The 21,926-nt window shown below is 39.9% G+C and carries 24 protein-coding genes and 1 riboswitch; of the genes, 9 read left to right on the forward strand and 15 right to left on the reverse strand.

Annotated elements, in window-relative coordinates; genetic code table 11:
* Positions 1 to 61 precede the first annotated feature (61 nt).
* Genes rimK through ABTV71_RS09805 form a run of 4 tightly spaced genes read right to left on the reverse strand, consistent with a single transcriptional unit; the run spans position 62 to position 3,266 of the window.
* Positions 62 to 997 carry a 30S ribosomal protein S6--L-glutamate ligase gene (rimK, locus tag ABTV71_RS09790; RefSeq protein WP_108632262.1) on the reverse strand — a complete coding sequence of 312 codons (936 nt, stop codon included), beginning with the start codon at positions 995 to 997 and terminating at the stop codon, positions 62 to 64.
* Between the two features lie 59 nt (positions 998 to 1,056).
* Positions 1,057 to 1,494: an ATP-dependent zinc protease family protein gene (locus tag ABTV71_RS09795; protein WP_121121497.1), complete on the reverse strand. Its 438-nt coding sequence runs from the start codon at positions 1,492 to 1,494 to the stop codon at positions 1,057 to 1,059.
* Positions 1,495 to 1,551: 57 nt separating this feature from the next.
* Entirely contained in the window at positions 1,552 to 2,730 is a 1,179-nt protein-coding gene (locus tag ABTV71_RS09800) for an AIR synthase related protein (RefSeq protein ID WP_433903056.1), read from the reverse strand.
* A 53-nt stretch (positions 2,731 to 2,783) separates the two neighbouring features.
* Positions 2,784 to 3,266 (reverse strand): DNA-deoxyinosine glycosylase, encoded by a 483-nt coding sequence (locus ABTV71_RS09805; RefSeq protein ID WP_121121501.1) that lies wholly within the window; start codon positions 3,264 to 3,266, stop codon positions 2,784 to 2,786.
* A 97-nt stretch (positions 3,267 to 3,363) separates the two neighbouring features.
* Between ABTV71_RS09805 and ABTV71_RS09810 the strand changes: the two genes are divergently transcribed.
* The 4 genes from ABTV71_RS09810 (at position 3,364) to mgtE (ending at position 6,698) form a co-directional block, all read left to right on the forward strand.
* Complete coding sequence (locus tag ABTV71_RS09810) at positions 3,364 to 4,227, forward strand: SPFH domain-containing protein (protein ID WP_433903057.1); 864 nt, start codon at positions 3,364 to 3,366, stop codon at positions 4,225 to 4,227.
* 10 nt (positions 4,228 to 4,237) lie between these two features.
* On the forward strand, positions 4,238 to 4,414 hold the full coding sequence (locus ABTV71_RS09815) for a ribbon-helix-helix domain-containing protein (protein ID WP_121121503.1): 177 nt from the start codon (positions 4,238 to 4,240) through the stop codon (positions 4,412 to 4,414).
* An 86-nt stretch (positions 4,415 to 4,500) separates the two neighbouring features.
* Positions 4,501 to 5,211, forward strand: coding sequence for a dipeptidase PepE (gene pepE, locus ABTV71_RS09820; protein WP_121121505.1), 711 nt, complete (start codon positions 4,501 to 4,503; stop codon positions 5,209 to 5,211).
* Between the two features lie 170 nt (positions 5,212 to 5,381).
* On the forward strand, positions 5,382 to 6,698 hold the full coding sequence (mgtE, locus tag ABTV71_RS09825; protein WP_121121507.1) for a magnesium transporter: 1,317 nt from the start codon (positions 5,382 to 5,384) through the stop codon (positions 6,696 to 6,698).
* A gap of 69 nt (positions 6,699 to 6,767) precedes the next feature.
* On the opposite strand, the gene ABTV71_RS09830 is transcribed toward mgtE, so the two are convergent.
* The 6 genes from ABTV71_RS09830 to ubiE form a co-directional block, all read right to left on the reverse strand.
* Positions 6,768 to 8,015 (reverse strand): chloride channel protein, encoded by a 1,248-nt coding sequence (locus ABTV71_RS09830; RefSeq protein WP_433903058.1) that lies wholly within the window; start codon positions 8,013 to 8,015, stop codon positions 6,768 to 6,770.
* 33 nt (positions 8,016 to 8,048) lie between these two features.
* A riboswitch (Fluoride riboswitch) is annotated at positions 8,049 to 8,111 on the reverse strand.
* A 7-nt stretch (positions 8,112 to 8,118) separates the two neighbouring features.
* A complete protein-coding gene (locus ABTV71_RS09835; protein WP_433903059.1) occupies positions 8,119 to 8,493 on the reverse strand; it encodes a DUF423 domain-containing protein in 375 nt (124 codons plus the stop codon).
* A 9-nt stretch (positions 8,494 to 8,502) separates the two neighbouring features.
* Positions 8,503 to 8,958 carry a GNAT family N-acetyltransferase gene (locus tag ABTV71_RS09840; protein WP_433903060.1) on the reverse strand — a complete coding sequence of 152 codons (456 nt, stop codon included), beginning with the start codon at positions 8,956 to 8,958 and terminating at the stop codon, positions 8,503 to 8,505.
* Positions 8,959 to 9,055: 97 nt separating this feature from the next.
* The gene (locus ABTV71_RS09845) at positions 9,056 to 9,505 is read right to left on the reverse strand and encodes a GatB/YqeY domain-containing protein (protein WP_121121515.1); all 450 of its coding nucleotides are present in this window, start codon (positions 9,503 to 9,505) and stop codon (positions 9,056 to 9,058) included.
* 10 nt (positions 9,506 to 9,515) lie between these two features.
* Entirely contained in the window at positions 9,516 to 10,277 is a 762-nt protein-coding gene (locus ABTV71_RS09850; RefSeq protein ID WP_121121517.1) for an SDR family oxidoreductase, read from the reverse strand.
* An 80-nt stretch (positions 10,278 to 10,357) separates the two neighbouring features.
* Positions 10,358 to 11,098: a bifunctional demethylmenaquinone methyltransferase/2-methoxy-6-polyprenyl-1,4-benzoquinol methylase UbiE gene (gene ubiE, locus ABTV71_RS09855; protein WP_121121519.1), complete on the reverse strand. Its 741-nt coding sequence runs from the start codon at positions 11,096 to 11,098 to the stop codon at positions 10,358 to 10,360.
* Between the two features lie 414 nt (positions 11,099 to 11,512).
* Here ubiE and dnaB point away from each other — a divergent pair, with 414 nt between their 5' ends.
* On the forward strand, positions 11,513 to 13,126 hold the full coding sequence (gene dnaB, locus ABTV71_RS09860; RefSeq protein ID WP_121121563.1) for a replicative DNA helicase: 1,614 nt from the start codon (positions 11,513 to 11,515) through the stop codon (positions 13,124 to 13,126).
* Positions 13,127 to 13,243: 117 nt separating this feature from the next.
* Here the strand turns inward: dnaB and ABTV71_RS09865 are convergent, their stop codons facing one another.
* The gene (locus ABTV71_RS09865) at positions 13,244 to 14,137 is read right to left on the reverse strand and encodes a DUF3078 domain-containing protein (protein ID WP_121121521.1); all 894 of its coding nucleotides are present in this window, start codon (positions 14,135 to 14,137) and stop codon (positions 13,244 to 13,246) included.
* Between the two features lie 137 nt (positions 14,138 to 14,274).
* Here ABTV71_RS09865 and rlmH point away from each other — a divergent pair, with 137 nt between their 5' ends.
* Both rlmH and ABTV71_RS09875 read left to right on the forward strand, forming a co-directional pair.
* A complete protein-coding gene (gene rlmH, locus ABTV71_RS09870) occupies positions 14,275 to 14,748 on the forward strand; it encodes a 23S rRNA (pseudouridine(1915)-N(3))-methyltransferase RlmH (protein ID WP_121121523.1) in 474 nt (157 codons plus the stop codon).
* Positions 14,749 to 14,792: 44 nt separating this feature from the next.
* Positions 14,793 to 14,921 carry a hypothetical protein gene (locus ABTV71_RS09875; RefSeq protein ID WP_262507815.1) on the forward strand — a complete coding sequence of 43 codons (129 nt, stop codon included), beginning with the start codon at positions 14,793 to 14,795 and terminating at the stop codon, positions 14,919 to 14,921.
* Positions 14,922 to 15,363: 442 nt separating this feature from the next.
* On the opposite strand, the gene ABTV71_RS09880 is transcribed toward ABTV71_RS09875, so the two are convergent.
* The 4 genes from ABTV71_RS09880 to ABTV71_RS09895 all read right to left on the reverse strand — a co-directional run bounded on the left by ABTV71_RS09880 (position 15,364) and on the right by ABTV71_RS09895 (position 19,392).
* A complete protein-coding gene (locus ABTV71_RS09880) occupies positions 15,364 to 16,617 on the reverse strand; it encodes a PQQ-dependent sugar dehydrogenase (RefSeq protein WP_433903061.1) in 1,254 nt (417 codons plus the stop codon).
* A gap of 165 nt (positions 16,618 to 16,782) precedes the next feature.
* A complete protein-coding gene (locus tag ABTV71_RS09885; RefSeq protein WP_121121526.1) occupies positions 16,783 to 17,028 on the reverse strand; it encodes a hypothetical protein in 246 nt (81 codons plus the stop codon).
* 70 nt (positions 17,029 to 17,098) lie between these two features.
* Positions 17,099 to 17,923 (reverse strand): glutamate racemase, encoded by an 825-nt coding sequence (gene murI / locus ABTV71_RS09890; protein ID WP_433903062.1) that lies wholly within the window; start codon positions 17,921 to 17,923, stop codon positions 17,099 to 17,101.
* Positions 17,924 to 17,976: 53 nt separating this feature from the next.
* Positions 17,977 to 19,392, reverse strand: coding sequence for a glycoside hydrolase family 125 protein (locus ABTV71_RS09895; RefSeq protein WP_433903063.1), 1,416 nt, complete (start codon positions 19,390 to 19,392; stop codon positions 17,977 to 17,979).
* Between the two features lie 196 nt (positions 19,393 to 19,588).
* Here ABTV71_RS09895 and ABTV71_RS09900 point away from each other — a divergent pair, with 196 nt between their 5' ends.
* Together ABTV71_RS09900 and aroQ are read left to right on the forward strand one after the other, a co-directional pair.
* Positions 19,589 to 21,262 carry a gliding motility protein RemB gene (locus ABTV71_RS09900; protein WP_433903064.1) on the forward strand — a complete coding sequence of 558 codons (1,674 nt, stop codon included), beginning with the start codon at positions 19,589 to 19,591 and terminating at the stop codon, positions 21,260 to 21,262.
* 192 nt (positions 21,263 to 21,454) lie between these two features.
* A complete protein-coding gene (aroQ, locus tag ABTV71_RS09905; protein WP_121121532.1) occupies positions 21,455 to 21,874 on the forward strand; it encodes a type II 3-dehydroquinate dehydratase in 420 nt (139 codons plus the stop codon).
* Positions 21,875 to 21,926: the final 52 nt, after the last annotated feature.

Here is a 21,926-nt window from a genome sequence, read left to right on the forward strand (position 1 = left end):
TAAAAATTAAAAGGGTTGTCAATAGCCATTGACAACCCTTTTAATTTTTTGTTCGGTAATTTTATAATTTGCTCTCTCTCTTTTTCTTCTTCTTTACCACTTTCGGCATTTGTGCTTGTTTCAATTCATATTGTCTTTCGATGTATTGGATGATTTCAGAAGCAATATCCTTTTTTGTGGCCTTTTCTATGCCTTCCAATCCGGGGGAAGAATTTACTTCGAGAACTAACGGGCCCCGGTCCGAGGGAATCATATCCACGCCACATACAGTAAGTCCCAATTGTGCGGCGGCAGCAATAGCGGTTTCTCTTTCTGCCTTGCTTAGGCGTATTACCTGCGCTGTTCCACCCCGGTGTATGTTTGACCGAAATTCACCTTCTTTAGCCGTACGTTTCATCGCCCCGACAACTTTGCCGTCGACTACAAAAGCTCTGATGTCGGAACCTTTCGACTCTTTGATAAACTCTTGGATCAAAATATTGTTTCCGAGGCCGTAGAAAGCCTCTATAACAGATGATGCCGCTTTCTTAGTTTCTGCCAAAACAACACCAATCCCTTGTGTACCTTCCAATAGTTTAATCACCAAAGGGGCTCCACCTACCATACTGATCAGATCGTCAACATCGGACGCCGTACGTGCAAAGCCCGTAATCGGAAGGCCGATACCAGCACCTGACAAGATCTGCAGACATCTCAATTTATCTCTGGACCTGGTAATGGCTTGACTTGGATTTGCAGAAATTACATCCATCACCTCAAATTGTCTGACAATAGCCGAACCATAAAAGGTGACGGAAGCGCCTATTCGGGGAATAATCGCGTCAATACCACTGAGATCCTGTCCTTTGTAATGAATACTGGGTTTATCTTGTTGAATGCCAACGTAACACTTACTATGGTCTATGACAACACATTCGTGCCCCCTTTGTTGTGCAGCTTCTACGAGACGACGAGTTGAGTATAAACTCTTTACTGTCGATAATACGGCAATTTTCACGGTTTGTATATTGAATATATTTTTGTGCTAAGATAACAAAATAGCTTTGCTATTTGTTTTTATTTTGACGGGGACTTCAAGGAGAGGTTTTCTTTGGAAACATCAACCAAAAATCTTCGGTAGAGAAAATTCTTTCCTAAAAGCATTGGGTAAGTCATTTTGGAGCGATTTCGAAATGAAATCTTGATACTGAAAACCTGGTCGTAAAGTTTTGCTGTAGTTCGGATATAATAACGCTTTTCCTCCTGACCAAATGAACTCTTGACCAGTTTTGATTTGTAAAGCTTTAATTTTAAAACGTTGGTTTCTTCTGTTTCGAAATTGGTAATGAGTTCGCAATGGATCCAGTCCTGACCATCTTCATTGACGATTTTATAGGAGTTACAGTGCAAAACGGAGGAAGCTGCGCCGGTATCGACTTTTGCTTCTATGCCAAATATTCCTAATTCAGGTAAATCCAGGGTCTCTTTCCAGCCCACGAGAAGTTTTTCTTTCATTGATACCAAAAGGAATAATGCACCAATCTTTATCAAATAGACTGGTGCATACTTGTTTTATTCGTAAATAAATTCTCCAAAAGGAGATGTAATCGTTACTTTTTTAGAAGCGGCATCTTCTACACGGCCGATAATTTGTGCCGGAATTCCGAATGATTCCGAAATGGCAATGATATCCGCGGCAATAGCTTCAGGTACATACAATTCCATCCGGTGCCCCATATTGAATACTTTGTACATTTCCTTCCAGTCAGTATTGGATTCTTTCTGTATCAATTCAAAGAGCGGTGGAATTGGGAAAAGATTGTCTTTAATGACGTGTACATTGTCCACAAAGTGCAACACTTTAGTCTGCGCTCCACCTGAACAATGCACCATTCCGTCAATCTGAGAACGGTACTTATCTAAAATATTTTTGATGACAGGAGCGTAGGTACGTGTGGGTGAAAGGACGAGTTTCCCCGCGGTAACTGTTTCGCCTGTTTCCACTGTGATGCCATTGGTTAAATCCTGACTCCCCGCAAAAACAAGGTCGTAAGGGACAGCCGGATCGTAAGCCTCCGGATATTTTTCCGCTACTTTTTTGTTAAAGACGTCATGACGTGCTGAGGTTAAGCCATTGGAGCCCATACCGCCATTATAGGCTTTTTCATAACTTGCTTTTCCATTGGACGCCAAGCCTACGATTACGTTACCCCCTTTAATCCGGTGATTTGAAATCACATCCTCCCGTTTCATCCGGCATGTAACTGTACTATCGACTATAATTGTGCGTACCAGATCACCAACGTCAGCAGTTTCGCCCCCGGTAGAATAAATACCGATACCCAAATCACGAAGTTCAGCCAATATTTCTTCTGTACCATTGATGATTTCTGCAATAACTTCTCCGGGAATAAGATTTTTGTTTCTTCCGATTGTCGAAGAAAGTAGAATATTATCGATCGCTCCAACACAGAGTAAATCGTCTATATTCATAATGATAGCGTCTTGTGCAATACCTTTCCAAACCGAAATATCTCCAGTTTCTTTCCAATAGACATAGGCTAGAGAAGACTTGGTACCGGCACCATCAGCATGCATGATATTGCACCAGTCCTGATCTCCACCCAAAATATCGGGAATGATTTTACAGAATGCTTTGGGAAACAGACCCTTGTCGATATTTTTTATCGCATTGTGCACATCCTCTTTTCCAGCGGATACACCTCGTTGATTGTATTTTAAATCTGACATCTTAGCGCAAAAATAAGCAATAGCGCTGAATTAACGAACCTTATTTATGTAATTTAATCACTTATGATCGTACGCCAATGCGTGACGAGTTGTTCGAAGTTTGTTTTTGCATTTGCGGGACTGGTACTGGGGAGGCATAGGTAGCGGATGTTCTCTTTTTCGTCAAAATACTTCGTATATAATTTATACGCTTTTTGCCCATTAAAGACTACGAGTTTGATCCCCGGATTTGCCTCCAGGAGTGCGATAATTGGATTGGGGCTTTCATCTTTGATGGCTAAATCCATACTGCCCGGACGGGATGCTTCCGCACATACATCCCATAAACCAATACCATTGTCAAGTAGTAGGTTCACTCTGTCAACATAACTCGTCGTATCGGGATTGTTATATAAATGTCTAATCACTTTCCAGAAACGATTTTGTGGATGTGCATAATATTCATTTTGCTCCAATGATCTGTCACCCGGTAAAGATCCGAGGATAAGCGTTTTGGTATTGGCATTCACAAGTGGTAAAAAGGACCTTTTGAGCATAATCAAAAATAGTAATAAAAATTTTGGCTTTGGAATAAGAATTATTTTTTGCTATATTTATGATATTAAAATGATATCAAATATATATTAACAAATTATGGAGAAATTGATTAAACCTATGTCGGGCTATTTAGCCTTATTAATTGCGGTAGCTTCTTTTATAGCTGCTATATTTTCATTTGCCAACGTTGATGAAAGTTCGCTTTATGTTGTACTTGGCGTCATCCTGATGATCGGAACATTTTTTATCCTAAAGGGATTAATGATTATTAATCCAAATCATTCACGTGTTTTAAATTTCTTTGGTCGATATGTGGGTACTGTAAAAGAGAACGGGTTGTTTTTTGTCAATCCGCTGTATTCTACAATCAAGATCAGTTTACGTTCGGATAATCTCCAGGGGCAGACATTAAAGGTAAACGATAAGATGGGAAATCCGATTGAGATCGGAGCTGTTATCGTATGGCAGGTAGGGGATACCTATAAAGCTGCTTATGATGTCAGTAATTATATGTCCTATGTGCGTACGCAGAGTGAAGCAGCGGTACGGCATCTGGCGGGAAGTTTTCCTTATGATAACCTGGAGGATGAGGGAGCGGAGATCACTTTGCGTGAAGGCGGGGATACGGTGAATCATATCCTTGAGCAGGAACTCGCCGATCGTCTTGCACCTGCAGGGGTGATTATTAAAGAGGCGAGAATCAGCCATCTGGCTTATGCATCCGAAATTGCCGGTGCGATGCTACAACGACAACAAGCTGCTGCCATTGTTGCTGCGCGTTCAAAGATCGTGGATGGTGCTGTAGGTATGGTTGAAATGGCACTAAAGAAACTGTCCGAAAAAGATATTGTTGAACTGGACAACGAGAAAAAAGCGGCTATGGTGAGCAATCTAATGGTGGTACTTTGTGGAGAAAAAGCCGCGACACCAATTGTAAATACCGGTACTTTGTACCAATAAACTGAATGAAATGGCAGATAAAAAGAACTTTATGTTGCGGCTTGATGATCAAATGTATAAAGCATTGGAAAAATGGGCTGCAGATGAGTTTAGGAGTGTTAACGGGCAGATCGAATATCTTTTACATAAAGCGCTGCAAGAAAATAGAAGATTGAGTTCGGAGAAAAAGTCTGCTGATAAAAAATAAAGAATCAGAAAGTAAAAATGTACCTTTGGCTTCGCTTCAAACGAAGTAAAAGGTACATTTTTTTATATAATTTTAAGAAGTAACATATGGTGATCAATCCAATCTATAAATTATTGGTCGTAAGCACAAGTACTGTCCATGGCAGCGGATTTCTCGATTACATTAAAGAAGATTTTGTGAAATTTATCGCTTCCGATGAGTTGCTGTTTATTCCCTTTGCCAGACCATCCGGAATATCTTTTGATGCGTATACGGCCAAAGTTCAGGATGCTTTGGATGATCAAAATATAAAAGTTACCGGATTGCATGAGTTTCAGAACAAGAAAAAGGCCATTCAGGAAGCAAAAGCAATCTTTGTCGGTGGCGGTAATACATTCTTGTTATTGAAGACATTGTATGATTTGGATCTTGTACATCAATTGCGCGTACAGGTAAGCAAAGGAACTCCTTATGTAGGTACTTCCGCCGGATCTAATTTGACCGGATTGACCATTGGTACAACAAACGATATGCCTATTGTTTATCCGCCGAGTTTTGACGCGTTGGGATTTCTACCTTTTAATATTAATCCACATTTTCTGGATCCGGACATGAATTCGACCCATAAAGGAGAAACACGGGAAACCCGTATCCAGGAATTTCATCAATTTAATTCACAACCCGTAATCGGACTTCGGGAAGGTAGTTGGTTAAAAGTAAATCAAGGAGAAATAAAATTGGAAGGGTCGTTGACAGCCCGATTATTCAGACCGGAAAGGGAAGCTGTGGAACTTGCTCCCGGATTAATAAATTTTTAAGATTTTGTAAAATCTGCACGGTTTTCGTAGCCTAACATTAAATCCAAAGCGGTCAGCAGCCTATTTTAGATAGAATGGTACCTTTCCGTCTTAAAAAATACTTTTGTAGATGATTGGATATCATACAAAATAAGCTACTTTTGCGCTAAATCCATTAAAATATTCTTCCAATGGAACAAAATTCAGCATTGCACCCAGCCGATATTGCGGAAGAAATATCGCGTCTAATTAAAGGTGAGCAACACCAACATTTTATGGACTATCCTTTAGAGGATAGATTGGAAATCTTTTCATTTTTGGAAGTAGATGTCCAATACACATTGATTAAATCAATGACCGAGCAGGAATTGTCCGAATTGTTGAATAACCTGAAGCCGGATACACGAAACGAGTTGCTTTCTGAGCTACCTGATGATCTGATCAAATATTTAATCAATCTCTTAAACGAACGTGAAAAGCAGATGGCACTGGAGCTGATCGGATATAAAGAGGATAGTATCGCCCGATTAATGACACCAATGTACGTGCAGGTACGCCCTTATTATACGGTGGATGATGTTTTTCGGCATATTAAAGTTTTTGGAAGAAAAGCCGAGACGCTGAATTTCATCTATGTTGTTGACGAAAAAAATGTCTTAATTGATGATTTGAAGATTGGCCAATTACTACTGTCTGATGGTTCCACAAAGATTTCGGATCTCATTGACTATAATTTTGCAGCAATTAAAGCCTCAACTCCCATGGAGGAGGCCTTCGAAATCTTCCAGAAATACGACCGAAGTGCCTTACCTATTGTTACTGAAGCCGGGGTATTGGTTGGGATTGTGACATTTGATGATGTGCTGGACCGGATCGAAGACCGTGATACAGAAGATATCCAACGATTTGGAGGGATGGAAGAGCTGGATCTGGCTTATACAAAGACGCCATTACTTCAGTTAGTACAAAAACGGGCCGGATGGCTTATTATATTATTTTTCAGTGAGATGCTTACCGCTTCTGCCATGGGTTTCTTTGAAGGGGAGTTGGAGAAGGCGGTTGTATTGGCGCTGTTTGTTCCCTTGATTATTTCCAGTGGTGGAAATTCGGGCTCGCAGGCTGCGTCACTTATTATTCGTGCCATGGCCTTGGGTGAATTGAAACTCAAGGATTGGTGGTATGTCATGAAAAGAGAAGTTTCTTCGGGATTGATTTTGGGCAGTATATTAGGTGCCATTGGTTTTCTTAGGATATTGGCCTGGCATTTTCTTGGTTTATATGACTATGGTCCTTATTGGATTGCCATAGGTCTTACAGTAGCAGTGTCTTTGGTGTTTATCGTGTTGTGGGGAACGCTGTCTGGTTCATTTATTCCATTTATCTTGCGTCGATTTGGATTGGATCCAGCCACGGCATCAGCGCCCTTCGTAGCAACGTTAGTGGACGTTTCGGGATTGATTATTTATTTTACCGTTGCAGCATTCTTCTTGCAAGGTAAATTGTTGTAAGCCTTTCAAAAAAATATAGAAAAAAGCATAAAGCCACAGCTTGGTTTTATGCTTTTTTTATGGACTGAATTACAAATTCAATTTTCGATACAATTTTTCTTTAATTCCACCTTTCTGGGCAACATAAATTCCTTTTTTTCCGGAGAATATAAATGCGGCTATACAAGCAATTGCTATAAAAACAACAGGCTGGAAGCCGAAAAGTTCATAGCCCATAATAATGCAAGCTAAGGGTGTATTTGTAGCGCCAGAGAATACGGCAACAAAGCCCATCGCAGCCAATAATCCAAGCGGGAGTGGGATAAAGCCGCTGAGTGCACTGCCAAGAGTAGCCCCAATAAAAAATAATGGGGTCACTTCCCCGCCTTTAAAACCGGCAGAAAGGGTAAAAGTGGTTAAGACCAATTTGATTAAGAAATCATAATAATCCGAGGGATTATTGAAAGCCTCCTGAATCATTGGAATACCCAAGCCGATATATTTTGTGCTTTTTAGCAATACCACCGTAATCACGATGATGATACCGCCGATAATAGGTCTGAGTAGAGGAGATTTGATCTTTTTAAATTGAGCACTGAAGAAGTCTCCGGTAAGGGTGAACAACCAGGCTGCCAAGCCAAATAAAATTCCAGCAATCAAACTAAACCCAATATTGCTTAAAGAAAGCGCAGGGATCATTTCATGTATTGGGTAATGTGTGTGCGGTACATGCCATAATTGACAGCTAAAATTTGCGATATAGGCTGTGAGAAAGCAGGGGAGCAACCCAAAATATCTTTTTTTGCCAATAAGCAGGACTTCAAGGCCAAATACGGCTCCGGCAAGCGGGGTGCCAAAGACGGCCGCAAAACCTGCTGTAATACCGAGAGATATCAGGATACGACGTTCGGTTTTGTCGAAATTAAACCAACGGTTGAGTTGGTCGGCTATTGCTCCGCCAATCTGGACCGCCGTTCCCTCACGTCCGGCTGATCCCCCAAACAGATGGGTGAGCAAAGTTCCGAATAGCACAAGAGGTGCCATAACGAGCGGTATCCGGCGCTGCGGATAAAGGTATTCTTCAATCAGCAGGTTGTTCCCTTTACCAGAGGGATTACCCCAGCGCTGATAGGATAAGGCAATGATCAGCCCCGCAAGAGGTAATCCGTAGATGATCCAGGAATTGTTTTCTCTATATGCGGTAACCCAATTCAGCGAAAAAAGAAAGAATGCGCAGATTGAACCAACGCAAAAGCCTACCATACAGCAGGTAATCAGCCATTTGGAAATAAAATGAAACTTGTTACGCGGTGTTTGATTTGAAATTTTTATAGCCATAAGCCTACTTATATAAAATTTGTTGTTTTTATACTAAAAGTAGACGTCATCAGCTTATTAAGGCGGTTCAAGGCAGACATCATTGCCACTATGTGTTGCAAAGTTATACAAAACGAATGATAATTGCAATCCAGCCCATTATCATGAGTAATCCTCCTAAAGGAGTGATAGGACCAAGAAACTTCAGATTTTTTTTCCAATACTCTGCAAAGGAAAGAAAATAAATACTTCCTGAAAACAATAATGTACCCGAGGTAATAAGGTAATAGGCTACCCGTTCGGACTGATAGTCAAAGGATAGGTTTAGTCCGAGAACCAATAGGGTGATGGCTGCATACATTTGATATCTAACACCTACCTCGAACGAATCCAGCTTTTCAGCCGATAGAATTTTTTTGAATGCATGTGCGCCAAATGCACCTAATATAATGGCCAAAGTGCCCAATAATGCAGCGGTAATGATTACAATGTGATTCATAAATATAATTTATTTAAGAACTGATTTAGTCATGTCTATGTGGAGAATCCCGTAGTCAGGATAAGGTTCGGAATTTTGTTCAAACCCTAATTTCTCATAGAATGACTTTAAGTGAAATTGGGCACCGATTTGAATATCCTGCGGTCCGAACGCTTCTAGAGTAGCCTCGATGGATTTACGCATCAGCAGTTGGCTTAAGCCTGTTCCTCGCGCCTCTTTCACAACAATTACACGCCCTATGGAAGCTTGTGGGTATGAAATTCCAGGCGGAACCAAACGGGTATATGCGACAATTTCCCCATCCTTTTCCGCCCAAAGATGTAGGCAGACATAATCTTTATCATCCAGTTCGGGATATAAACACGCTTGTTCCAGTACAAAAACCTCCGTACGCATTTTCAAAAGGCGGTACAATTCCCGGTTCGTCAGTTCGTCAAAATTCTTAAGTTTCCAATTATAATCCATGATGGTTAATGAAGAGGGGCAAGTCAAGTTACCGACCCTATCAATAGCAGCGACTGGTGGGGTCGGTAACCCGATTGATGTTATCTTAATGGGGTGATTATGCCAATAGGCTTTTTACGACCTCAGAGATTGTCTTCCCGTCGGCTTGCCCGGCTAATTTTTGATTGGCAGCACCCATTACTTTTCCCATTTCCTTAATGGATGACGCGCCGGTCTCTGCGATGATTGCTTTGATAACAGATTCTACTTCCTCTTTGCTCATTTGTTTAGGAAGGTAAGCTTCGATCACTTTTTCTTCTTCCACCTCAATTTGATAAAGATCTTCACGGTTTTGATTCTTATAGATTTCAGCTGATTCACGGCGTTGTTTTACCAGTTTTTGTAAAACTTTGATTTCAGCTTCCTGATTTAGCTCTTCAGTATGGCCTTTTTCAGTTTTAGCAAGAAGAATAGCCGCTTTAATGGCACGTAATCCACGCAATGTTGCTGTGTCTTTTGCGATCATTGCCGCTTTAATGTCTTGATTTATTTGTGTTTCTAATGACATGATGTTTTAATTATTTTCGATTGACAATCGTGCCCGTAGCCTGAGCCGTGGGCATTATTAATAGATCGTTGATATTCACATGCGCTGGTCTGGTGATGACAAAAAGTATTGTTTCAGCGATGTCGGTTCCGGTCAGGGGCTGCACGCCTGCATAGACATTTTTTGCCCGTTCCTTGTCGCCATGAAAACGCACTTCGGAGAACTCTGTCTCGACCATACCGGGATCAATGGAACTCACTTTTATGCCCTTGGAAAGCAGGTCGATACGCATTGCTTTTGTTAATGCGTCGACGGCATGTTTTGTCGCGCAGTATACATTCCCATTCGGATAAACCTCTTTTCCGGCTATAGATCCTAAATTGACAATATGTGCCCCATTTTCAGTATCCATTAGTGGGATAGCTGCTTTGCTCACATAAAGCAAGCCCTTGACGTTGGTATCGATCATTCTGTCCCAGTCACCGATATCGCCGTCCTGAATAGGATCCAGTCCTTGACTAAGTCCGGCATTATTAATCAACACATGGATTTTTTTCCATTCATAGGGCAAACCATCTATTTGATTCTGGACCTGTTCTGAATCTCTGACGTCTAATTCAAAGGTATGAATTTTGATATCGGGATAGGTTGAGCTCAGTTTTTCCTTCAATTCATCCAAACGATTTAGTCTGCGGGCACAAAGTAAAAGATTGTAGCCTTCCTTCGCCAATACTTCAGCACAGGCCTGGCCAATACCTGAACTTGCTCCTGTGATGAAAACTGTCTTTCTCATATATGTTACTGGTTGAAATATTAAAACTCGATATTAACCGTCTTTTAATGCTAAATTGTAGCCGAGGAATCGTTACTGACTTATTTTGTAGCGATATAAATTGTACAGATACCGAACGTCTGGGGTTTTACAATCGTTTGGTCAAAGCCAGCCTTTTTATTTATAGCAACAAATTTCTGTCCATCGGGAAACTGAGCAACAGATTCCGGTAAATATTCGTAAGCACTGGCATCTTTTGAAAAGAATTTTCCAATAGTCGGTGTTACATATTTGAAGTAAAAATTATAGAGTTGTTTTATTGGGAATTTTTTTGGATTTGAAAACTCCAAAATAACGGCTTTACCGCCCGGTTTCAATACTCGGTAGATATCAGACAGTCCTTTTTCTAAGTTCTCAAAATTACGGACACCAAATGCAACGGTTACGGCGTCAAAAGTATTGTCATCAAATTTAAGCCTCTCCGAATCACCTAATTGTACTTCAAATTGATTTTCCAACCCTTTGTTTGCGATTTTCTTTTTAGCGACATCAAGCATACCCTGCGAGATATCAACCCCAATGATTTTTTTTGGATTCAATATTTTAATGGACTCCAATGCAAAATCCCCTGTTCCGGTTGCAACATCCAGCATCAGTTGAGGTTTGATGGATTTTAGGGCATTGATGGCTTTCTTGCGCCATATGATATCAATCCCCAGAGACATGAAGTGGTTTAAGAAATCGTAGGAATGGGAAATATTGTTGAACATATCCGCGACCTGTTTTTTCTTGCCATCGTTGGCGTCTTTATAGGGCTTTAATGTTGAAGAGTCGTGCGTCATTTTACAAATATACAATATAAGTATATTTTTAATGCTTAAAATGGGATTTGTTTTTCGATTTAAAGCGGAGATTTTTCCTGTCTGGTCAAGGAGATGTTATGACAGTCTTTAACGGGAAATAAATGCTATCATCTTGAATTTAGGGAATTTTGGTTATTCACGATGGTTTAAGTTATCAACATTTTTTAATGTATTGATTTTGAAGGTGTGTTTTTTATTTTCAACATGTTTTCCACAGGTTGTGTTAATAAGTGGAGTGGTAAAACTGTGTCCTTCAAAGCGTTTTGACAGTTGATGGCTGAACAACTAAATCTGCTGTTTGTAATTCATCATCGTGGTGAATTTTATTTTTTATACATTTGTTATCCCATCTTAAATTTAAGAGCTGGGAAGCTATATTTCGGATATAATATCATGATGAACGAGAGCAATTTTGAGGCGAATAATACGGATAATAACAAAAGAGGTAATTATGGTGAGCGCCGTACCAAATTAAACAACATGGTAAGCGGCTTAGGGAAGCTACCGCCACAGGCAGTAGATCTTGAAGAAGCTGTTTTGGGCGCATTGATGCTTGAGAAAAATGCACTGAGCGAGATTATTGATATTTTAAAACCTGAGTCTTTCTATAAGGAATCGCATCAGAAGATTTTTGAAGCGATATTTGGTTTGTTCCAAAAGACCTCGCCGATTGATATTTTGACGGTTACATCCGAGTTACGGAGAATGGGCGCGCTGGAAATGGTTGGCGGAGCTTATTATATTACGCAACTGACCGACAGGGTAGTTTCAGCAGCTAATATTGAATACCATGCACGGATTATTTCTCAAAAATATATTCAAAGGGAACTGATCAAAGTTTCGACTGAAATTATCAATAGCTCTTACGACGAGACCTCCGATATTTTCGATCTCCTGGACCATGCCGAAAAGAGCTTGTTTGATATTGCACAAAATAACTTGAGAAGAGATTCCCGCAAGATGGACGATATTATGCGTGAAGCCATTTCGAATCTTGAGATGTTACGTGATCGCACGGACGGTCTGACCGGTGTGCCGTCAGGTCTAACCGCGCTTGATCGTATGACTTCTGGCTGGCAGCCTTCGGATCTGGTGATTATTGCTGCACGTCCAGCGATGGGTAAAACGGCATTTGTATTGTCTGTCGCACGAAATGCGGCGGTAGAACACGGTAAAGCTGTTGCGGTATTTTCGCTGGAGATGTCATCGGTTCAGTTGGTTAATCGTCTGATCGCTGGGGAAACTGAAATTGAACAGGAAAAACTAAAAAAAGGTAACCTGGCAGATCACGAATGGCAGCAATTGCACTCTCGTATCGGGCGACTGACAGACGCTCCGATTATCATTGATGATACGCCTGCGCTGAACGTATTTGAATTTAGGGCAAAATGCCGTCGTCTAAAAGCACAATATGATATTCAAATGGTAATTGTCGATTATTTGCAATTGATGCACGGTAAAGCAGAAGGCAAAGGCGGAGGAAACCGGGAACAAGAAATCGGTAGTATTTCCCGTGCGCTGAAATCTGTCGCAAAAGAGTTGAATATTCCAGTTTTGGCCTTGTCGCAATTGAGTCGTGCAGTGGAATCCAGACCTGGAAATAGTAAACGGCCAATGTTATCCGATTTGCGTGAGTCGGGGTCTATTGAGCAGGATGCCGATATGGTACTTTTCTTATACAGGCCAGAATATTATGGTTTGACAGAAGATGAGGAAGGACGTCCGACGGCAGGTGTGGGTGAAGTTATTATTGCCAAGCACCGTAATGGTGAAACAGGGATCGTGCCGCTTCGTTTCGTTGGTAAATTTGTTAAATTTGTCGATCTTGAAGATGAGTTTTCCGGAATGGGTGGGGGAGATGGTTTTGGTGATGCGCCAGACACATTCTCTGTATCTGCATTGAATCCTTCTCCAAATTTTGGTGATGACTTTGGTGGAGCGGGCTTTAGTGGTGGCATTACCATGCCTTCACGGATGAACGATATGCCTGACGATGCACCATTTTAATAGGTAATTTTACACGAGTATCCATAAATGAGAAAGCCGAAATAGTACATTTCGGCTTTTTTTAGTTCTATTCAATGCATTTTTGTTCTTTTTTCGATGTGGAATTGATTATTGCAACTAAAATTTATAGGTTACTCCAGCTCCAACAATTTGTCTGATCTGCAATGCCGAGTTTCTTTTTCCGACTTCTTTTCCTTCTTCAATAATCGGAATGGCGGTGTTGTCGTCATAGATCATTTGTACGCCGGCGTTTACGGTAATAAACTTATTGACCTTCATGAATAGATTTGCGGTGTAGTCTATGTCAACATTCTGCGGCTTGTCCAGGTAATTTGAATAGAGTTTTAAAATATTTTCAAAGGAAACATTCTCCATCAGGTTTACTTTGTAGTATGCGTCAAAAGAGGCACCGAACTCGGTTCTCACTTTTTTACCCGGATCCAGACCATATCGTGTCGAAAGAAGCGTGTCGCTGACGAACACGAATCTTACTGCTGCTGGGGACAGATTGAACCTCAGGTTATCGGATTTTTTGTAGGCAAAACCGGGTCCAAAGCTTAAATATGCCGGTGCCAGAAATCTTGATATACGTTCTTTCGGAGTTTTTGTATAATCAAATCCATCGGCAAACTGCGTATTAAAATTCAAGAAAAAAGTATATAACCAATGTTGCGAGGCTTGATGGCCCAGTAAGCTGTTCAATACCAATCTATCATCATTTTTACGCCAATCCGATTCTTTTTGAAAAGTTAGTCCGTAGGCCGCTAAAACTTTATTATCCCAAGACCATTTATCTTTTTTATAATTGAAATCATAATTTAGGGTGAGATTTCCGGAAAATGAATTGACACCACCTGCAGCCCAATTGGAGAATGAACTCTGGTTAATCAAAAAGGTATTTTCACCTTTGATCGTCCATATTTTACTGGTGTCTGGAAGAGCTTGCTGACTATAACTTCGAAAGCCAAATAAACATACTGCAATAAGAAAGATCGATTTAATTTTTTTCATACTAAAAAGTTGGGTTTTGTGCATTATTGCGAAAATAATTGTTCTATAACTAAACGAATAATATTGTTTATTGTTTTATAGCTTTTTGTTTACGAATATTTTAAATAAAATTGGAACTTTGGAACTTATTAGATACTATGAAAATAACCTTGCTTTGTATTGGAAAAACGGATGATAAATACTTGATCGAAGGAATCGACAAATACATCAAAAGACTAAAGTTCTATGTAAACTTTACTATCACGGTAATACCGGATATTAAAAATAGCAAAAGTCTCTCTGAGGAGCAGCAAAAGGACAAGGAAGCTGGATTGATTTTAAAACAATTGCAGCCGCAGGATATGGTCATTTTACTGGATGAATTTGGCAAGGAGTTCCGTTCCTTGGATTTTTCCGCATATTTGGAGAAAATGATGGTCAATAGTGTACAGCATATGGTGTTTATTATCGGTGGTCCTTATGGTTTTGATCAAAAAATCTATGATCGTGCAAATTCCAAAATGTCTTTGTCAAAGATGACTTTTTCGCATCAAATGATCCGTTTGTTCTTTACGGAACAGCTTTATCGGGCTTTTTCTATTATGAAAGGCGAACCTTATCATCATGAATAATATGGAAAAAAGTCCGTAACTTCATCATTAATAAAAACAGACTTATGAATTTGCCGAACAAACGTGATTATCACTATAAAAGTGATGAAGGAGAGAAAAATAGCCAATTGAATAAATACATTATGATAGCATGTATCGTTATTGTTATTTTATTGGCAATTTACTTTGCATAATTTGATATCCTCTAATTACGGTAGGAGTAAAAGAATAAATCTCTTACTTAATATCCGTATGGAGGATATCAGCAGATGATTTTAATAAATTTGATTGAAATGTTTAGAGAAGAACGCCTAATTTTTTGGAGAAGGTTGGCCAGTTTTGCGCGTTCTTTTTGGTTCGGTGTTGTTTACAAAACCCCAGTTGGTCACATAGAACGATAAGGGGTTAATTTCTAATAATTTTTTCATTTTTTCTTTTTTTACCATATAATATTTTATTGTTTCGACTAAATATTGTCAATAATCACGCCAAACTTTAGCTTTATGCCAAATTGCCTTTCGTGATCTGATCAGCTGATATCGATATCTGATAAAATAAAATTGGAAGAATAGGAGAGGAGAGGGCGCAAAAGCTTAATAAGTAGCCCCACATTGGGACTACTTATCTTTATTAAATTTACTTTTTGTCTATTTTATATAATCTGCCGAGATCAGTAATGGCATATAATGCACCATCCTTTCCTTGCGTAATATCTCTGAATCGTTGCCCTTCACTGCCGAGCAAGCGCTCTTCGCCAACCACTTTATTGTCTTTTAAGATAATCCGGGCGATATGGGTACTGCTCAGACCGCAAATAAAAAGATTATTCTTCCATTCGGGGATGTTCTGTCCGGTATAAAATGTAATTCCGCTTGGGGAGAGGACAGGGTCCCAATAATAAACAGGTTGCTCAAGCCCATTTTTTTGCTGTATACCTGCGCCAACTTTATCGCCCTTATATTCTATTCCATAGGTAATGGTAGGCCAACCATAATTTTTACCAGCTTGTATCTTATTGAGTTCATCTCCGCCGCGAGGGCCAAATTCAGTTTCCCATAAATCGCCGGTTTCAGGATGAAACGCAAGTCCCTGCGGATTACGGTGTCCATAGCTGTATATCTCTGGCCGTGCATTTGCTTTTCCTATAAATGGATTGCCAGGTGCGGGTTGTCCATCTTTTGTAATGCGTAAAATCTTACCCAAAGCCGTATTCAAATCCTGAGCAAGTGGTCTGGTGACCAGATCAGAACGTTCGCCCGTACTAAAAATAATGTTTCCTTCTTTATCAAATACGATCCGTCCACCATAGTGCAGGTTGCCTTTATGTGCTGGAGTTGCCTGATAGATAACCTTCGCGTCCTCGAATGATTTCTCGTCAGCAGAAAGCTTACCTTTGGCAACAGCCGTTAATGTTCCTGCAGGCGTATTGTCCGAAAATACCCAATATACCATTCGGTTTGTCGTAAAATCCGGATCGAGTCCCAATCCGAGCAATCCGCCCTGGCCGCTGCTATTCACCGCAGGAAGACCTTTAATTGGCTCGCTTAATTTCCCGTCGGCGGCTGCGATACGCATATCACCTTCTTTTTCTGTGATCAATAATCTACCATCCGGTAGCGCTGCAATGCCCCAGGGGGACTTTAATCCTTCGGCAATAACTTTGCCTTCAAAGGCGGAGGTTGTTTTAGCTCCTGCGATTCTGGTTTGCCCGGCAAAAGCAGGTTTGTAATCCGTATTTGCTTTTTGCGTTTCTACTGGAGGATAGCTTGTTGTATCCGTACCCGGATTTGATGTGCTATCTGAACCGGAATTTGAATTTGCATGATTGGAATTACAGGCAGTCAGGCCTAGTGATATCGTTAAAAGGCTTATTGTCAGTTTGGTTTTCATTGTTGATGACTTATTTTTTTGTCTTATTGTTCAGTTGAAGATATTAAAAATTAATGAAATGCTTTCTGATATCATGTAATAAATTTATCGACATTTATCACAATATCATTAAAAATGAGAAAGATAAAAACTTCGCCCGTTCCGTTAACTGTGTCGGTGTCTAGCCTAAGGCATATTCAAACAGTGTGTCAATATCTTTTGCAGCTCATTTTCTTTGTTGACAAAATAATCGCTCACTTCTAATGTTGCACTGGTGCTTAAATTGTAGATGCATACAGGAACATAGTTTGGCTGAGCAGAAGTCTCAAAAGTTTTAAAATAGTCCGCGCTTTCCTGGAAAGTTGAAAACTCTTTGGATTCACAATGTTGTGTTTCCTGATTATATGCGATGGTTATAAAATTCTTTTTCATTGTACGCTACTTTATCAGGAATAACGAAAAGTAAACGGCAATAGTTTTAAAAATTCATCGCTTTTTATTTTTAAACGCTGATATGGCTTGCATCCACCTCTTTCCCAAAAAATATTTTTGCTTTGGTTTCAAAATCCCTGGGGTCATCCGTAGTGTAGAAGGCCAATTGACTGTTTTTGGAACAGCACGCCTCTATTTCGACATGTCGGTGCAGATAATCCTGTAGGCTGTTGGCAACAATCGGCCCTTGGGAAATAATATTGACATTTTTTGGGACATATTTCTCGATGACAGGCAATAGTAGTGGATAATGTGTACATGCTAAAACAATGGTGTCAATTTGATCACATTGCTGCAATAGCTCATGGATATCCTTTTGAACAAAATAGTGTGCTCCTTCCGTGTTAATTTCGTTGTTTTCAACCAAAGGAACCCAAAAAGGACAGTCGTGTTGAAATACTTCAATTTCCGGATTGAACTTATGGATCTCTATTTTATAGGATTCTGATTTTACAGTTCCTGTTGTGGCAAGGATACCGATTTTATTTGTCTTCGTATAATTATGGATGATTTCTGTTGTTGGCCTGATGACGCCAAGAACTTTTTTCCCCGGTGGAAGATCGTTTTGCTGGATTGTTCGTAACGCCTTCGCCGAAGCAGTATTACAGGCTAAAATAACGAGATTGCAGCCTAGATCAAATAGTTTAAATACACATTGTTTGGTGTAGGTATATACGGTCTCAAACGAGCGCGTACCGTAGGGGACACGTGCATTGTCGCCTAAATAAATATAGTCATATTGGGGCAAAAGCTGTTGAATTTCCTTGAATACCGACAAGCCGCCATAGCCGGAGTCGAAAATTCCAATAGGACCAGAAGTCAGAGTATTATCCATAACGCAATGCTATAAGTACATCCACTTATAACATTGCGTTATAAGATTCAGTTTTACTGAAGCAAAGATGGTTTCTCTTTATATATTTTCCAAATTAATTCGCCAAATAATGTATTGGTCCAGGCAAACCAATGTCTGGTGAATTTTTTTGGATCGTTTTTATGGAAGGATTCATGCATAAATCCTGTTCCGCCGTGTGTACTCACCAACGTTTTGATACAGTTGCGGATCTCCTCATCATTTGTTGACGTCTGTGCGCGCATAATAATGGACATCGGCCAAATCATGTCACGCCCAATGTGCGGGCCACCAATGCCTTCGGCTGCGGTACCTTTAAAGAAGAAGGGGTTCTTTTCAGACAGCACAAAATTACGTGTGCGCTGATAGACTTCATCATGGATGTCGACGGCGCCTAAATAAGGCAGAGCCAATAAACTGGGGATATTGGCATCATCCATCATTAAGTGACTTGAATAACCGTCTACTTCAAAAGCATAGATCTTTCCCAGTGTCGGGTGATCGATAATTCCATATTTATTTACGGCTGCTTCTACTTCCTTGGCGAGCGCTTCCATTTTTGATGCAAGTGACTGCTCGTTTTTAACCTTTTTAAGAATTTCAGCAGCTTGTCTCAAGCTAACAATAGCAAATAAGTTGGAAGGAATCAAAAACGAGAAAATAGTTGAATCATCCGAAGGTCTAAAGCTTGAACAGATCAAACCCACGGGGTTGACGGGATATCCATAGCCATCAACCTGTAAGGTGTCAGATCCTCTGGATGTTGTCCGTTCAAATTTATAAGGGCCTAAATTATCTTTACGTTGCTGTTCAACAAAAGTCTGATAAATTTTATGTTGTGCTTCCAACCATTCTTCGTTAAATGGGCTGCTGTCATTTGTTTCTTTCCAATAATGATAAGCCAGTCGAATCGGATAACATAGCGAGTCGATTTCCCACTTCCTTTCATGGATTCCGGGTTTCATGCTGGTATGGTCACTAAACCATTCTCCCTTTTTAGTTGGATCATTGTAAAAAGCATTGGCATAGGGATCGATGTTAATGCATTTACTCTGTTTTTGAATTAAACCAACGATTAGATCCTGTAATTTTTTATCTTTTTTCATGAAAGGAAGATAGGGCCACACCTGAGCACTGCTGTCACGAAGCCACATGGCGTCAATATCCCCTGTGATGACATAGGTATAGTTTCTTCCATTCTGAACATAAGGGAATACTGTGGTGTCCAATGTATTCGGAAAGCAATTATTAAATAACCAAGCTAACTCCTTATTTTTTGTATTTTTTTGAAATTCTGCGATTGCATCTTCGACTACTTTGCTGGAAAAAAGTCGTTTTTCTTTAGGCGTACGCACGGTAGGAAAAGAATGTTCCTGAGCAAAAGAAAATTTGCTTGCAAATGCGCCTGCTGTCAATAAGGTTGCGTTTTGGATAAATGTTCTGCGTTTCATGCTTATTAGGGCTGATTTTTTGTTATACAAGGTTATTTACTAAGATGCAAGATATAAATATTTTTGAATATAACGAACAGCAAATACGATTTAGCATTATAATATTGACTTCAAATGTGAATAAAGTCATTTTTATTCGGTTAATTTGCAGTTAGGAATGCATTTTGCTAGAAGAAATAATCTTTGAAATAATTTTATGGGGCTTAATATATCAAAAAAAAGTAATTTACTTCGAATTGTGCTGGCTGGCATCGGGGTAAGTGCCTCCTTCGCAGGGTTTGGGCAAATTAAAAGTCAGCCTTATTCGTATCATTTCTATCAGAAAATGAACGATGTTGTGTATTCTACAGAGACGAGAATGCACACAACAGCTAAACCATTTGTCATCAAAGATTCTTTGTTACTGGCCAAATTTGACTCGATACAATCCAATAAACCGGTTTCTTCGTCAAATTGGTTCATGCGGAAAATCTTTAATGAACATCTGGTTCAAGTAGAAAAAGACGATTATACGTTCTATGCCGACTTTTTGCCAGATATGTATATCGGAAAAGATATGCAGGGTGACAAACGTCGGACATGGATGAACGGAAGGGGATTTCAGGTAGGACTGAATGTGGGAAGTAAATTCACATTTAACTCATCTGCATTTGAAAGCCAAGCGGTTTTTCCAAAATATCTGGACGATTATATCGTGGCTAATAAAGTAATTCCCGGTCAGGGAAATACCAAATTTCAGTCGAAAAATAAAATGGACTGGATGTATGCGACCGCAAGCATGACCTACGATGCCCACAAATATATCCAAGCGACCATCGCTTACGACAAGAATTTTATTGGAGACGGATATCGTTCGATGTTGCTTTCTGACTTTTCATCTAATTATGCGCATCTGAAACTGACCGGTACGATCGGGAATGTACAGTATACTTCCATCTGGGCTTATATGAATGATCCAACGCATCCGAGACAGGATTTAACTGGAACATTCCCCATGGAGGGGCAAAATAACACACGTCTTGGAGATGGAAAAAAATGGGGAGCTTTTCAATATTTGGACTGGAATGTGACCAATAAATTATCCGTTGGTTTCTTTCAGTCTGTCGTTTGGGCAGCACAAGATGAGGGCGGAAAAAGAGGATTTGATTTCAGTTATTTGAGTCCGATTATTTTTATACGTCCTGTCGAGAGCAATAACCGCTCATCGCCAGATAAAATGTTTTTAGGGGCTACTTCAAAATATAAATTGCCTTATAACCTGACTGTTTATGGTCAGTTTCTATTGGGTGAATTTACGGCAAAGGAATTTTTTGCGGGCAACGGCTATGCACATAACAAATGGGGAGCGCAGTTGGGGCTAAGAGGCTACGACATGTTTGGAGTCAAAAACCTAAACTTCCTTGCGGAGTACAATACCGCTAGGCCGTATACCTATGCACACTTTAAATCTTATTCCAATTATAGCAACAACGCAGAACCATTGGCACACCCTAAAGGAGCAAACTTTAGAGAGCTTGTTGGTTTGGTAAACTATGCCTGGGACAGATGGGACTTTTCTTTACAAGGAATGTATACACAAAATGGATTGGATCTGCCTGACGGAACTAATATGGGCGGAGATATCTTTCAGTCCTACCGGACTATTCCAAATATGTATGGAAACCATATCGCGCAAGGGATCAAGAATAATATCTATTATGCGGATGCGAAAGCAGCGTATGTACTCAATCCTAAGTATAATCTTCGTTTAGAACTGGGGTATATGCAACGCTACGCGAAAGCACAATATGAAACACCTGTCGTGAATAAATCGGGCGTGGTAACATTTGGACTTCGTTCGAGCTTTAGAGCAATTTATAATGATTTATAGGAAGTTTTTATATATTTGAAGCACATTAAGCTTATGAAAACATCATGATTATTCAAGCCTTATATGGAATGTATAATTATGATGTTTCTTGTTTAATAGAACTGTTTTATAGCCTTTGAAGTCTCTGCTACATCTACCAAAGGTAGCCGGCATGGACCGAATCGCTAATATTGTCTAAATTATTAAATACGGATGAAAAAAATCCTTGTGTTAAATGGCCCAAATTTAAATCTATTGGGTGTTAGGGAAAAGTCAATCTATGGAAGTCAGGATTTCCTGAGTTATTTCGAGGAATTGAAAAAACGCTTTTCAACGATTCAACTGGAATATTTTCAGAGCAATTCCGAAGGGATATTAATTGATAAAATTCATGAGGTTGGCTTTGAGTACGATGGAATCGTAATGAATGCTGGCGCATATACGCATACCTCTGTTGCTATTGGTGATGCTATTGCTGCCGTTCAGACACCGGTCATTGAAGTTCACATCAGTAATGTACATCAACGGGAGGAATTTCGTCATCACTCTTTCTTGGCTAAAAATTGTAGGGGAGTGATTTGTGGTTTCGGATTGGATAGTTACCGGCTTGGCATCGAAGCCCTGTTAATTTAAAAACTTATTGATAAAGCTTAGTTTAGTTCTCGTCAGCAATGCTGTAGGTATC

Source organism: Sphingobacterium puteale (assembly GCF_050986225.1).
Classification (GTDB): Bacteria; Bacteroidota; Bacteroidia; order Sphingobacteriales; family Sphingobacteriaceae; genus Sphingobacterium; species Sphingobacterium puteale.

Coding starts and splice junctions, on each gene's coding strand:
- ABTV71_RS09900 (WP_433903064.1), top strand. CDS start 19,589: ATGGGGCTTAATATATCAAAAAAAAGTAATTTACTTCGAATTGTGCTG.
- pepE (WP_121121505.1), top strand. CDS start 4,501: ATGGTGATCAATCCAATCTATAAATTATTGGTCGTAAGCACAAGTACT.
- ABTV71_RS09830 (WP_433903058.1), bottom strand. CDS start 8,015: ATGGCTATAAAAATTTCAAATCAAACACCGCGTAACAAGTTTCATTTT.
- murI (WP_433903062.1), bottom strand. CDS start 17,923: ATGGATAATACTCTGACTTCTGGTCCTATTGGAATTTTCGACTCCGGC.
- ubiE (WP_121121519.1), bottom strand. CDS start 11,098: ATGACGCACGACTCTTCAACATTAAAGCCCTATAAAGACGCCAACGAT.
- ABTV71_RS09815 (WP_121121503.1), top strand. CDS start 4,238: ATGGCAGATAAAAAGAACTTTATGTTGCGGCTTGATGATCAAATGTAT.
- ABTV71_RS09810 (WP_433903057.1), top strand. CDS start 3,364: ATGGAGAAATTGATTAAACCTATGTCGGGCTATTTAGCCTTATTAATT.
- ABTV71_RS09795 (WP_121121497.1), bottom strand. CDS start 1,494: ATGAAAGAAAAACTTCTCGTGGGCTGGAAAGAGACCCTGGATTTACCT.
- ABTV71_RS09885 (WP_121121526.1), bottom strand. CDS start 17,028: ATGAAAAAGAATTTTATAACCATCGCATATAATCAGGAAACACAACAT.
- ABTV71_RS09805 (WP_121121501.1), bottom strand. CDS start 3,266: ATGCTCAAAAGGTCCTTTTTACCACTTGTGAATGCCAATACCAAAACG.
- ABTV71_RS09895 (WP_433903063.1), bottom strand. CDS start 19,392: ATGAAACGCAGAACATTTATCCAAAACGCAACCTTATTGACAGCAGGC.
- ABTV71_RS09800 (WP_433903056.1), bottom strand. CDS start 2,730: ATGTCAGATTTAAAATACAATCAACGAGGTGTATCCGCTGGAAAAGAG.
- ABTV71_RS09835 (WP_433903059.1), bottom strand. CDS start 8,493: ATGAATCACATTGTAATCATTACCGCTGCATTATTGGGCACTTTGGCC.
- dnaB (WP_121121563.1), top strand. CDS start 11,513: ATGATGAACGAGAGCAATTTTGAGGCGAATAATACGGATAATAACAAA.
- rlmH (WP_121121523.1), top strand. CDS start 14,275: ATGAAAATAACCTTGCTTTGTATTGGAAAAACGGATGATAAATACTTG.
- ABTV71_RS09875 (WP_262507815.1), top strand. CDS start 14,793: ATGAATTTGCCGAACAAACGTGATTATCACTATAAAAGTGATGAAGGA.
- ABTV71_RS09880 (WP_433903061.1), bottom strand. CDS start 16,617: ATGAAAACCAAACTGACAATAAGCCTTTTAACGATATCACTAGGCCTG.
- ABTV71_RS09840 (WP_433903060.1), bottom strand. CDS start 8,958: ATGGATTATAATTGGAAACTTAAGAATTTTGACGAACTGACGAACCGG.
- ABTV71_RS09850 (WP_121121517.1), bottom strand. CDS start 10,277: ATGAGAAAGACAGTTTTCATCACAGGAGCAAGTTCAGGTATTGGCCAG.
- ABTV71_RS09845 (WP_121121515.1), bottom strand. CDS start 9,505: ATGTCATTAGAAACACAAATAAATCAAGACATTAAAGCGGCAATGATC.
- ABTV71_RS09865 (WP_121121521.1), bottom strand. CDS start 14,137: ATGAAAAAAATTAAATCGATCTTTCTTATTGCAGTATGTTTATTTGGC.
- aroQ (WP_121121532.1), top strand. CDS start 21,455: ATGAAAAAAATCCTTGTGTTAAATGGCCCAAATTTAAATCTATTGGGT.
- mgtE (WP_121121507.1), top strand. CDS start 5,382: ATGGAACAAAATTCAGCATTGCACCCAGCCGATATTGCGGAAGAAATA.